The 14,024-nt window shown below is 44.6% G+C and carries 7 protein-coding genes; all 7 read left to right on the plus strand.

Translation table 11 applies throughout. The features are described 5' to 3' along the window. Nucleotide 1 precedes the first annotated feature (1 nt). The 7 genes from vgrG to INQ51_RS10400 are packed head-to-tail and all read left to right on the plus strand — an operon-like array spanning nt 2 to nt 14,020. Entirely contained in the window at nt 2-1,795 is a 1,794-nt protein-coding gene (gene vgrG / locus INQ51_RS10370; RefSeq protein WP_233377901.1) for a type VI secretion system tip protein VgrG, read from the plus strand. 18 nt (nt 1,796-1,813) lie between these two features. Next, on the plus strand, nt 1,814-2,107 hold the full coding sequence (locus INQ51_RS10375; protein WP_233377902.1) for a PAAR domain-containing protein: 294 nt from the start codon (nt 1,814-1,816) through the stop codon (nt 2,105-2,107). Between the two features lie 3 nt (nt 2,108-2,110). After that, the gene (locus INQ51_RS10380) at nt 2,111-2,521 is read left to right on the plus strand and encodes a GPW/gp25 family protein (protein ID WP_233377903.1); all 411 of its coding nucleotides are present in this window, start codon (nt 2,111-2,113) and stop codon (nt 2,519-2,521) included. Between the two features lie 18 nt (nt 2,522-2,539). Next, nucleotides 2,540-6,025 carry a hypothetical protein gene (locus INQ51_RS10385; protein WP_233377904.1) on the plus strand — a complete coding sequence of 1,162 codons (3,486 nt, stop codon included), beginning with the start codon at nt 2,540-2,542 and terminating at the stop codon, nt 6,023-6,025. Between the two features lie 6 nt (nt 6,026-6,031). Further along, entirely contained in the window at nt 6,032-6,919 is an 888-nt protein-coding gene (locus INQ51_RS10390; protein ID WP_233377905.1) for a hypothetical protein, read from the plus strand. After that, nucleotides 6,916-9,795, plus strand: a complete 2,880-nt coding sequence (locus INQ51_RS10395; RefSeq protein ID WP_233377906.1) for a hypothetical protein — start codon at nt 6,916-6,918, stop codon at nt 9,793-9,795. The genes INQ51_RS10390 and INQ51_RS10395 overlap by 4 nt, the downstream gene beginning before the upstream one ends. A 1-nt stretch (nt 9,796) precedes the next feature. After that, nucleotides 9,797-14,020, plus strand: a complete 4,224-nt coding sequence (locus INQ51_RS10400) for a contractile injection system tape measure protein (RefSeq protein WP_233377907.1) — start codon at nt 9,797-9,799, stop codon at nt 14,018-14,020. Nucleotides 14,021-14,024 lie beyond the last annotated feature (4 nt).

Here is a 14,024-nt window from a genome sequence, read left to right on the forward strand (position 1 = left end):
TATGCCACAATTACAGCCAGTAGATGGCCCAATGACTTTTGAAATCCTGGTGAACGGGAGTCCCCTGAAAGATACAATCGAGATCGGGGAATTTTCGATTATGCAGGAAGTAAACCGTATCAGTTTTGCATCAGTGGAATTGATTGACGGTGCAGCCATTGGCGTTTCAGAAGATGGCTTCAGCAACAGTGAAGGAGATGATTTTATTCCGGGGAATGAAATAGAAATTAAGGTCGGTTACAGCAGCGACAACACAACTGTATTTAAGGGCATCATTATTTCTCAAAGCTTGTCGGTTAAAAACAGTTGCTCGCAACTACGAATTGATTGCAAGGACAAAGCGGTTAAAATGACCCGGGTTAGATCGAATGCCATTTTCACCCAAAAGAAAGATTCGGATGCAATCACCAGTATTATTGGCAACTATGGCTTAAGCAGCACGGTGGATGCCACCGATCTTGAACATCCGCTGTTAATTCAGTACAATGCCACCGACTGGGATTTTGTGGTTACCCGCGCCGAAGCCAATAACCTGATGGTGCTGGCCAACCAAAACGAGGTGAAGGTGAAGAAAGTTGATTTTAGCGTGTCGCCGGTGGTCACACTAAATGCCTCGGAGGTAATTATTGATATCGATCTGAAACTCGACAGCGAATATATTGCCGGCAATTACGACATTGACACATGGGACAATTCTCAACAACAAACAGTCAGCTCGAGTAGTGCTGTTTCTGCCGGTACCTCACAAGGAAACCTCACGACCCAAAAACTATCCGAAGCTTGTCACACCAAAAACAACGCCCACTTTTCATCGGCTTTTATTACGAAAACAGAAAGCGATGCATGGGGCCTGGCCATGGGAAGTAAAGCGGCCCTGAGTAAAATCAGGGGAAACATCAACATACAGGGAAGCAGCCAGATCATTCCCGGAGATATTATTGAGCTCAGTGAATTCAGCAGCCGGTTTAACGGGAATGCTTTTGTTTCGGGAGTTACACACACCATTTCGGAAGGTAGCTGGACAACCAAACTTCAGATCGGGTTATCCCCCGAATGGCATGCTTCGCTTCCCGACGTGCAGGAATTACCTGCATCGGGACTTTTACCTGCGGTAAACGGGACACAAATTGGCACCGTAAAACAGATTCACGAAGATACCGAAGGAAACTACCGCGTATTGGTCAACCTCCCTGTTTTTTCGGGTACTGATATGGATAACGGCCTATGGGCACGGCTTGCTTTCCCGTATGCAAGCAACCAGGCCGGGTTCTTTTTTTTCCCTGAAATAGGCGACGAGGTATTGGTTAACTTTATCAACAACGATCCGCGCTTCCCGGTAATATCAGGGTCAGTTTACAGCCAAAAGAATACGCCCGTTTATGACCCCGATCAGGAAAATCAGTTCAAGTCGATCTATTCAAAAAAGAAGATATTGATTGAGTTTGACGATGTAGACACCATACTTACGTTACAGACTCCTGCCGGCAATACCATTCAGATGAGTGAAAAAGACAAGTTGATCAGTTTGGTCGACCAAAACGGGAATTCACTAAAAATGAATGACTCGGGGATCACAATAAACAGCTCCAAAGACATCAGTATTACCGCCGGCGGAAATTTAAATCTCTCCGGCTCCTCAGGAGTTTCCATCAAATCGGACGCTGATGTAAAAGCGGATGGTATGAATGTTCAACTGACAGCCCAGGTAGGTTTTACAGGAAAAGGAAGTGGAACAGCCGAGGTTTCGGCTTCAGGACAAACCACCATAAAAGGTGCAATGGTAATGATCAACTAAAAAATTAGAATTATGGGAATGGCAGCCAGATTAACAGATATGCACACCTGTCCGATGCAAACACCGGGTGTGCCGCCGATACCTCATGTTGGCGGACCGGTAATAGGCCCGGGAATGCCCACCGTACTAATTGGCGGAATGCCGGCCGCAGTTATGGGAGACAGCTGCGTTTGCGTAGGACCGCCCGATTCCATCGTTAAGGGATCGGGAACTGTGATGATCGGCGGAAAACCGGCAGCAAGAATGGGCGACACTACCGCTCACGGAGGAAGCATTGTTTTGGGATGTCCAACGGTGATGATAGGAGGATAAAACATGGCAAAACACAATTCATTTTTAGGCAGAGGATGGGCTTTTCCCCCTTCGTTCAACTACGAAATGGGGACCACCGTTACTGCTGAAGACGAAGACGACATCCGGCAAAGTATTCATATAATACTGGGCACAATTCCGGGAGAAAGAATCATGTTCCCGGCTTTTGGCTGCCCGGTGCGGAAATTTGTGTTCGAAAGCAACGACCCCACGCGAAAAACCATGTTACGTGATGCGGTTTACGACGCCCTGCTCTTCAACGAACCTCGCATTAAAATTGAAAACATTGAAATAAAAGACGACACTTTTGAAAACGGGATCCTCAACATACACATTCTCTATACAGTGATCATCACCAACACGCGCAGCAATATTGTCTATCCCTTTTATTTCAAGGAAGGAACCATGCTCTAAAAAACGAATGGCAGTACTATGAACAAAGGCTCATCACAAGATAAAAGAATTCAGCAGGCGCTAAGCAACTCCTACCTCTCAATCGACGGGAGATCAGTTCTTGAAAAACTGATTCAAACCCTGGAGTTTGCCGGACACCTTCCGTTTGTTGATACCGACAATAAAATTGTGGGCAACTGGAAGACCTTTTTGATGCGGGATCCTCTTTTTGTGATTGCCTCCATTGTAAAAATTGATCTTGGTGAGTTTAAAAACCTGGCAAAAGAAAACGAATTCGTCCACGACCAAGGCGACCAAAACAAAAGGCTTACCGAAGCCAGCCGTAAAATGCGCGACCTGGTTATTCGCTGGCTGCGAAGCCTGAAAAATTCGAGATACAGCGGGGCCTTGCTTTCCGAGCTGGAAAACATTTACTCATCTGTTATTCATTTTGAAGAGGAATCGTCGGCTAAACATTCCGAAACAATCAGCGAACACTTCGAAAATCTTTACGGGCATCTTCTTTTCCTGCAGGAAAAAGCAGAAGATTATTTCAAAGCAGAGCTGGAACACGCCGAACATCAGCCTCACATTGCACTCTTACTGACCTTTTTCAGGTTAACCGAATTTGCCCAGACCGATATGAATGCCTTGATCCAGGAGCATCTTGACTTTTATTACAAAAAGATTTTACAACAGTCGCCACGAAATCAAACGAACAGCAAGGCAATTCTGGGGCTAAAACTTCAGCAGGGCATCGAATTCAAAGATATTCCGGAAAACGAGGTGTTTAACCTTACTTTTCCGAACCGCCCCACGTACCCGTTCAAGACCGTTTCAGCAAGCCGGTTCACCCAAACAGAGATAACCGAAATTAAAACACTGTTTAAAAGCGACTACCATCCTTTTGGACAATCGGACGACAAAAACAACTTCTCCATCAACCTGTTGTACCAGAACGATATTCGATCGAGCGGAAAGAACACCGCCGAAAAAGACAATGTTCTGCCAGCCACTTTTGGCGAAGAAAAAACAATGTTGAACGAAGCTGTTGTTCCCAGTAAAATCGGTATCCTGTTTTCCTCTCCCGCCCTGATTCTTGAGAAAGGAAACCAGACAATCGATCTAAGCCTGAAGTTTACCTCCGAATCGTGGCAGGAGTCAAGATCACTCTTCGACGGATTAGTTTACGATGAGATTATTGAGACGCAAGACAAAGCAGAATCGGTTAAATTCAGAGACAAAATTGTCTCCCAGTTCTTTGCCGAAGCTTTTCAACTTCTTATTACTTCGCACGAAGGGTGGGTCGAACCCGAGCATGTAAAAGTACAAATCAACCGAGAGAAACATTCACTGATCATCACCATTCCATTTACGGATCAGGAGCAAACTCTGGTCCCCTTTACTCCTGAAATTCATGACGGCGACTATGACACACTTTGGCCTTGCATCAAGGTAATGCTCAACAACAATGCACGCTATCACCCCTACCGGATTTTGAGCCAGATGGTAATGGAAGAAGTTATGCTGGAAACCGAAGTGGCAGAAGTAAGCGACCTTATGTTGTCCACGTCTTTGGGGAATCTTGATAACTCCATTCCTTTTGCCCCCTTTGGAACAGCTCCGGTTTTGGGGAGCTATCTGAAAATACAAAATCCCCTGGTTTTGCAACAAAACCTATGCGAGTTGGACATAAAAATCAATTGGCTGGGGCTTCCACGCATGAAAGGAGGTTTCTCTTCTTATTACCGTGGTTACCCGCTGGATGTTTCCAACGATGGATTCCGCTTCAAAATAAAACAAAGCAGCCAAAGCAACGATCGCTCAGGCATAAAGATGCAGGAAGAAAAGCTATTCAACACGAAGGATAACTATCTCGAGCCGTCCACCGAAATAAACGTTGGCCTTGGTAATCTGAACTTCGACCAGCAAATCAATCCTTTGGGAAATAAAAAGTTGCCATCGTTATTGCTGGAACTTTCGGGCCCCGACTTTGCTTTCGGGCACCAGCAATTCCCCGAAATATATGCCAATGCAGCCCTTAACCGAAGCCGCTTCAAACGAAATACCGACCCGCTGCCCAGCCAGCCTTTCACACCCATGATTGAAAAACTGACGCTCCGGTACAAAAACGTGGCGAGGGAAATCATGCACCGCAAGCTGGACAATAAATCAGCCGACATTAAAGTGGTTCATATCCATCCCTTTGGGAAAGTCCAGGTTTTTCCGGGGCCGGTAAAATCACAATCCTATTTTTTACCGCAAATAACCAGCAAGGGAAGCTTATTGCTTGGTTTGGAAAAGGTCACTCCCAACGAAATACTCAACCTGGGATTCGACCTTCAACCGGCCGTTTACAGCCACACGGTAATAAAACCGCCAACCGTAGAATGGCACTACCTGAGCAATAACGAGTGGATATCCATGCACAATGACATTCTGGAAGACAGCACACAAGGCCTGCTAAAGTCAGGAATCATCCGGCTAAAGTTACCGGGGATCATTCAAACCGACAACCCGAGGATGCTCAAAGGAAAATTCTGGCTGAAAGCATCGTATAAAAAATCGCCCGATAACAACTCCAGAATACGACATGTATTCTCTCAGGCACTTCAGGTTGTATCATCTGAAAACCCGGAGCATGACAATACAGCAGACGTAAAGCAACAAAAGCATCAGAAAGCCAGTTTTAGCTCCAAACCCGGAATAGCCGAAATCAAAGGTCCCTTTGCATTGGAAACCACCAATAAACAAGACAGCGAAGGCTTGTTTTATGGAAGAACAGGAGAAATGTTACGGCATAAAAACAGGGCCGTAAGCAACTGGGACATCGAGCGGCTGGTACTTGACCGGTTTCCGCAGGTTGAAAAAGTAAGGGCTTACGGGCGCAACACCCATCCCAGGGAACTGGTAAAAGGCAGTAACCTCCAAATTGTACTAATTCCCAAAACCGATTCGGGAACCACCGGCAGTCTGCAAAGCCATAAAATTGATTACAGCACGCTCGTTAATGTGAAACAGTACATCTCGCAATTTTTGTCGCCCTGGGTTAAAGTGGAAGTTTCCAACCCAATTTACGAACTCCTGAAAATAAGATGCACAGTCAAATTCAAGGACCCATTCAAAGCCGGATACCTGAAAACGACGCTTAACAGTGAGTTGGTCAATTACTTGTCTCCAGGTGTCAAAAACGAGCTAGTCGACAAGGGATTCGACGAATCTTTCTCAAAAACAGAATTGATAAACTTTATCGAAAGCCGCCCATACGTGGAGTTTGTTACCGGCTTTTCGGTTTTACAGCTGGTAGAAGTGCAGGGCCGTTATAAAATTATCGACACAGCCATAATTGAAAGAATAAACGACCTGCGGACTATTTCGCCCTATGCCATATTAACCTCGGCACCCGAGCATCAAATTACAGTGATCGGCGACGAAGATGCGCACAAACCTCTAAAATCAGGGATTGGCGACCTGGCAGTTGAGGCAGATTTCGTAATAAGCGACGGCAAAGGAAATTATACATAACGCTTCATGAAGAATCAAAAAAACATAACGGATAGAAAACAACTCAAAAGCTTTTTTACCAAAGGCAGTCTTCCCGATCAGGGAGCCTTTGAAAAGTTAATCGATTCGACCTTTAACAAGGCCGACGACAAGCTGGATATCAATGAGAAAGGGTTGATGATCTATCCTTCCGACAACGGAGAAAATCGCTTACTCAGCTTTTTCCAGGACAAAGATGACCCGGAAGCTACCTGGGGACTTTTTCTTACCCAAAAGGACAGCGGCGGCATTTACATTCACAAAATTTCCGCCTTCAGGGAAGAAAACAAAGACTCTGAAGTTCCCCGGGAACCCGCGTTCTACATCCAGAAAGACTCGCACAACATCGGACTTGGCACTACAACTCCGGTTGAGAGACTTGATGTTAACGGCATTATTTCGTCGGAAGGCAGAGTCGGAAATTACCTGCAAGGCGAGCTAAATGCCGACGGACTTTGGCACAATGTATTTGGAGACAAATTATTAAACGGCGCCAACGCGTTTGAGATCATGGCCTATGTGCAGGGCGAAAAGGGCGAAGGAAAATATTCGCTGATGCATGCCATAGCGGTAAGTACCTACGGAAACTCGAAATCGAAAATTACCACAACTACCGCGCATTATGGGAAATGGTGGAACAAGGTCGCCATTCGCTGGGAATCGCGCCCGTCACAATTAAACGAGGAGCAGGAACAGAAAACAGGACTGGCCCGCCTCTGGCAAATAATTAGTTCCTGGTTCGAACCGCGCGATCCATTTCGCTACTCGCTGCAACTAAAAACAAGGAGTAACTACGGGAACGACAAAAAGATACATTTTAAGGTGAGCGTATTGTGGGACGATCGTTTTTCACCTAAACGAAAGGATGAACAATGAAAACCGGCGACAGTTTTTCAAAAAACGATATTGAAAAAACAAGCCTTAATTTTTCGGGACTAAGGAATAAAGGCATTGAATACCTGCAAGAGTTGGGTGGCGATATCTGGACCGATTACAACCTTCACGACCCGGGACTAACCATCCTTGAACAACTTTGCTACGGCCTTACCGACATTGGCTACCGGACTGCTTACCCGGTGGAAGACCTCCTGGTAAAAAACAAGGATCTCCCGATCGATGCCCGCGCCAATGCTTTTTTCTCCCCTTCCGATATCTTTAGCAGTCACCCGGTAACCAATACCGATTTAAGAAAACTGATCATCGACCGTTTCGATGAAGTACAGAATGTGTGGATCAGCCGGTTAAAAAACGAAGGTTTCCAGGAAGAAATCAGCGGCCTCATTCGGATAGAAGTTCTACCCAAACTGCGTTTTATCCGCAAATTATCAGCCGATCAGCATGCCCGGGAAGATTTTATCAACCGCTTGCAGAAGTTTTTGAACGTTAACCGAAACATGGGTGAATACTTTACCGAGGTATGCCTCCTCCGCCCCCGGCCAATTGAAATCAAATGCAACATCCATCTTCCGGAACAAAGCGACATTGAACAAACGCTTTCCCAGCTTTTTCTGTCGCTTTTTGAATACATATACGTTCCGGTAAGATTTCGCACTCCCGATGAGATGTTGAGCGAAAATCAAACCATCGAAGAAATGTTTGCCGGGCCGCGCCTGATAAAAGGATTTCTTCCGGATGAACCCGCCAAAGAAAGAATCCGCATTCTGGATGTCGACGTTCTTCAAAGGCTATTTTCGAAAGCCGACGGAGTGGAAAAATGCGAGGTTAAAAGCATTATTTGCGAGGATACAGAGTCACAAAAAATGACGATTGATCCCGATCATTTTTTTCATTTACTGAAAGATACCGGCCAGTACGATTCAAATGCCCGTTTTGATTATCTATACAGCCAGCTAAAGGTTTTGATCAACGGGAAAGAAATAAACCTTCTGCACAAAGATGTTATCAATAACCTGCTTTTTGAAAAATGGTCAAAGAAATACCGGGCCTATTCAATGGGCGATCAAAAAGAAAAAATTTTTAACGGAAAGCTAGAAAAGACCTACCGTGACCCGGGAAACTACTACTCCATTCAACGGCATTTCCCATTGATCTACAACATTGGCCCCGAAGGTCTGGCCGACAGCGAGCCGGAAGAGAAAAAAGCAAAAGCCTCACAGTTAAAGGCATTTTTAATGCTTTTCGAACACCATCTTGGCGGCCACTTATCGCAGTTAGCTGATCTCAACCATTTTTTTGACATCGATTTTAGTTCTCCCAACGAACCGGCCTTCAGAAACGAGTGGATCAACTCGGTGCCCAACTGGGCAACTTTATTTCCGAATCATCAACTCCCTGCCAGCCAAACAGAAACGCAAGAAGCGTATCTAAAAAAGAAAAACGCCGTGTACGATCATATGCTTGCCCGCTTTGGAGAAGAGTTAAGCGAAGTGCCCTGGAAAATTTCTGCGCGCCTGCATTTACTGAGAAACGAAAAAGAATACCTGCTAACCGTTATTCGTCACAAATCACTTTTCCTGAGAAACGTGGACCGGCTGGGTTACAACCGCACGAAAGGTGAATTTATCGGTGCGCCTGAAGTGCCCAGGGAAAATGAAATTTCAGGTTTGGAAGAAATTATTTGCCTGAAATCGGGGATTCCCTTGCGCAACAAACCGATCGTTAAAAAGCTGTCGGAGCAACCTGCAACATTGCTCGCTCCCGGCGAACACTACCACAACATTGAACAACTCCATCATAAATACCGTCCTGTTCGCTTGACAGAACTAACGGAATTTTCGGAAAATGAAAACGTCAATCTTTCACCGTCTTTTCTGGGAGGTATTGAAATTAAATCACTTTTCCGTGAAACCGTCAATCCACAGAACTACCGGATCTCCAGAAAAACCAGCGAGGAGCAAAACAACATCCAGGTAATTTTCAGAAAAGAGACAAAAAAATGGGTGCGTTTATACGAAGGTAAAAACGAGGAAGATGCTTTACGTTTTGTGGCGCAGTCGATACACTATTTTACCGAATTAAACCGTCGTGCTGAAGGTTTTTATTTGTTGGACCACATCCTCTTGCTGGACATGTTGGCCGATAGCCAGTTTGGGTTTTCATTCAAAAGTGAATACGCAGAGAACTTTTTCGGAACAGTGGCGGATGAATCCTGGAGCCAAACAGAATCGGAGCGGCTAAACAATTTGCAGGAGTTTTTCCTGTGCGGACCCGATGCGGATAATTACCGCTTTGAAAACAAGCAATGGCTGCTACAAAACAACGACGGCAACATAATTGCGACTTCTGCACCGCTTTCAGATATCGAAAACCCCGACGTTGACCGGCAGGTAGAAAAAGTTAAAAATTACATTCGGTTTTTCAGCTCCCCCGAAGAAAAAAACGGAGCTGAAAGATATGCCGAAATGGAAAAGATCCGTTTAATGGGATCCATCGTCGGAAGAAATTTTGGACAACGCCGGCTGGTTTTTCAACGCAAACTTTCCAACGGGCAAATCATCAACGAAGACTTTTTCGATTTCCAGATAAGTTTTCTGTTTCCCGACTGGCCCGCCAGGTTCCAGGATGGCAGGTTCCGCGATTTCATAAGTGAACTGATCCGCGAACGAATTCCCTCGCACATAAAAAACAACATTTTATGGATCGACCGTAACCAGATGCAAAATTTTGAATCGGTTTATCAAAAATGGGAAGATGCTAAAACCAAGCAAAAGGAGCAATCAGACCAACGCCACCTGTCAAAACTGGCCTTTGACGTTTACAACGAAATACAGACACTAAAAGCAGCCAAATAGAATGGGGAATTCGGAACATATCATCCATAATTCGTCCATTCAGCTGGAATACAAAAACAAAGCAATGGCCATTCGCTGTAACCAGCTGATTGAATCCATTTTTCATTCGCACGTTTTACCGGAAATGGAAGCTGCAGTTTCGGCGAGTATTCCGGCCGGAATTAACATCGAACTTTCGAAACTGGAGATCCACATCGGTGAAATACCCGAAAAAGAACTAAGAAACGTATTGGGGCAACGCATTCGGGCCGAGCTCGAAAAATCACTCAACTTCAGCCAGTTGATTGACTTCAAAGGTAGTTTCAAAAATGGCAGCAAAACAAAGAAGCTGACTTCGGATAATGCCTTGCTGTATGCCCTTGATTTTTTCCTGCAAAACGGATTTTTCCCTTATTCACTGGCCAACAATCCATCCATCAACGATCTTTTGGCCGAACTCGTTGGCTCGCATCCCAAAGAACTGTCCGAAGTTCTGTTAAACCACAAATCCGGCAGAAACAAAATTCTGCGCCTGATTCACCACCTAAGCCCCCAAAACTTAAACAAAGTGGTGGTTCTGCTGGAGCCCGCCAATGCAGTGTGGATTGAAAAACTGGTTCCCAGGCTGCTTGATTTTGCCGAGCATTTAAAGGTCAACCACAGCCAAAAGGAGTTGTACGGCACGCTTATGGCTTCTATTTTTCATTACCTGCGAAACAACCGCAGTCCGGGCTTTTCGCGCCAAAGATTTATTGAATCCGTGCTGAAAGACTGGCTCCGCAAATCGGTTCAATCCTCTTCTTTGACAGTTACCGGCTTGCCGGCCAGTAAGTTTAAGGATCAGGATGAAAGGCTGATCTTCGAAGCTTTTGAGCAGATCAGAAAAAATAAGACGCATTCTTTAGAGGAAGCCAGCAAAACAGGGACAAATACCATTGCGACAGAAAACGAGTTTCGGGAACAAAAACAGTTATCGGTACCGGAGCTGATTCATATTTTACACAACGGAACGTATATAAACCATGATACAAGCTGGCTGCGCGGTCAATTGGTTTCCATCTTGCAAAACCCCGAAAACAACAAAATTCTCGGGACAAAACTGGATGAACGAAGCACACACCTGCTTCTCCGCTTACTGGAAAAAGAGCAGGCCGAAAGTATAACTGGGCTGTTGCATCGCCTTTATCAAAAAACCGTCAAAGATTTTGATACAAAGATCAAATTCAATCATCTCGTATTGAATACGTTGAAATACCTTTCCGAGACCGGGTACCATCCCAAAAAACAGGAAAAATTTGTTGTCCGCCTCCTTTTGCAAACAGATGCAGACCTTCCTGAACTCACAAAGAACAGTTCTTTTCAGGAATTCTTCCGCGACGAAAAATTTAGTTCCATTAAGTGGGCAAAGGCGTTACGCGAAGTAGCTATTTTCCGCGATGATGCAAAAATTCTGTCTTCCGATAAGAGTGAAGCAAGCAACGAGCGGCCTCAATCGAAACAAAAGTCCATCGTCGAGAAGCCGGAAAACTATTTACTGGTTTACTACCGGAAGATTTTGGGAATTTACCTCCAACAAGGGTATTTACCGGAAGGGTTTGAGGCCTTAACACGAAACGACCTCCAACAGGCATTGATGATTTTATGCGAAAAAAACGATGACCTACTGGCGAAGGTGATCCGGTTGAACAAAACTTCAGAAGATGCCAACCTAAACCTGTTTAGCCTGATAGATACCCACACAGCCACTACGCTACAAAGCTACCTAAGTCGTTTCTTTCCAAAGGAAAATAAAGCGTTTACACAGATCATCAGCGAGCTTTCCAAACACTCGGGAGCAAAACAGAATTCCCTTCTTTTAGACCCGGTTTTCCTTGCAAAACTGTTTATTGCGGCAATGGAAGAAAGTAGTGAATCAAAAGATCCGGAGGCCTTCACAATTAAAATTGTACCTGCTTTATTCGCAAAAACAAGCGACAAACAGGCTGAAAAATACCTGATCGATTTGCTAAAAAAGAGCATGATCTACAGTCGTTACGACACATCCCCAATCGAAGGGCCTAAACCTGTTTCAGAAAGAATGAAAAGCTATTTCAATCACCGCTTTGAACTTCTTATCGCACAGCTAAACACATTCATCCAAAAGACTCCTGACAACAAGAAGCTTAGTGAAGAAATGGCAGTTTCAAGCATCGCGTTTCCCTCTCATTTTATTGATTGCCTGCTTCAATATCCGAATCAACTTACAAAGCTGCACCGCTTTTTCAAACTAAACCTGGATGAAAAACTTTGGACGAAAATGGAGGAGCGTATCTGGTCCGATTTCCGGGTAAAAGAATACGTGATGCAATATACAGTCCAGGCTCATTGGGCAGATTCGTTGATGAATAAAACAGATGCTCCAACATCCAATACGGAGAAACCCGGGGAACTGTCAGAAAGCGAATTTAGCGCATTAATTTTCCGGGCAGAGCAAGACAGGTCGCTTGTTGGCAAGCTGGTGGCAAGTGAAAAAGGACTGGAGTTAATCAGGCAGCTAAAGTTTTCCAACAAAAAAATAAATACCCTTTTAGAAGCACTTTATGAGTTTGGATTAAGTACGCCGGAAGCAAGAATAGCGTCGCAAACATGGAAGTCCATTCAGCTAAAATTTGCCTTTTTTCTGGTTGAAAATGAGCTCCCGGTTACATCTTCTGAACTTGGCAAAACTTACACGTATTTCCTGTTTGAACAATTAAAGACGCATCACCGCGAGGAACACTTCTTTAGCATTCTAAAACAACTGCAGGATTCGCACAACTCCGAAATACAAAACCTGGTAAAACTTTGGTACGCAGCAGAACAAATTCAACCTGCGAAAAACAGTAAGGATGAAAACCCAACCATTGTTTCGCCGGAGAAAACCCTCGCCGAAAAAACAGACTTTTATCTCTCTGTTTTGCGTTTCTATTCGCATGCCAATCATCTGCCCTGGTGGTCCGGCGTGGCATCGGCAACGGAACTTCTTTTCGAATTGAATAGTATCTGGCAGGAATCTTCTTCAGACTTTGCAGAACATTTGCTGACACTGGATAAGGACGAGCAAATTTTTGCTTCGCTTAGCCAAAACGTGTCTCCCCTTTTCATTCAAAACTTTGAAAGCATTGTTTACAAACATCCGCGTTTATCAGAGGCCTGGGAGCAAGTGCAAAAGAAAACCCAAAAAGAACAGTTCTCCGAAACACAAGACACAGAGGAACAAATAAATAAAGCAAATGCATTAACAAGAAATGCGAAAGACTTTTTACTTGCAGCGCGTACCGACGAAAACCTGCTTCGCAAGGGGCTTTATTCCATGGGTGACAGCGAATTAATTTCCCACTGGCCCGATCAACGTTCCGAAGTAAAAACCCTGCTAAGCGAGTACCTGTCGTTGACACCATTTTTTTATTTCAGAGAAATAACGCCCGTCGTCTGGCGCGAATCAGTGTACAAATTCTCGCTTCGTTACTTTACACAAAATTCATCGGCCTCCACCCGCTTATTTCACAACAGGTTGCTCGCTTTTTTACAGGAAACCCAAAGATCCGTCGATTGGAAAAATATCCTGAGCAGCGTTTATGCCAGGGTTAAACAATACGGGGCATCCAAAAATGTTGTGTTCCCGGCCGAGTTGCTGCGTCTTTTACCTGACGAAGCATCTCATACAATTAAAAATGGACAAACAATTATCCACGATAAAATGGAGACAAGTGATTCAATTTCAGGGGTAACTACAAGAATTAGCAATTCGGGTCTTGTACTGGGATGGCCTTTTATGTCGCGCTTGTTCGAATCGCTGCAATACACAGAACAAGGCAGGTTCGTGAGCGAAGAATACCAAAACAGGGCGGTTTACCTGTTGCAGTATCTTGTGTTTAACGACACCGGCTTTCCGGAATACGAACTCGTACTCAATAAATTGCTAGCCGGAATACCTGCGGAAAAACATCTAGACCCGGTTGAAGAACTAAGCACCGAAGAAAAAACGACTGCACAAAGCCTGCTTTTCGGAATGATTCACAACTGGGAAAAAGTCAGCAACTCAACGCCCGAAGGAATCCAGGAAACTTTTCTGCAACGGGAAGGCATGCTCTCTTTTAACGAAGATTTCTACCAGCTAAAAGTAGAGAAAAAAGGAGTGGATGTACTGATGCAAACTATTCCATGGAAGTTTAATACGATAAAATTAGCGTGGATGGATAAGCCGATCCATGTTGACTGGATTTGAAATT

This window comes from Maribellus sp. CM-23 (genome assembly GCF_021354595.1).
Classification (GTDB): Bacteria; Bacteroidota; Bacteroidia; order Bacteroidales; family Prolixibacteraceae; genus Draconibacterium.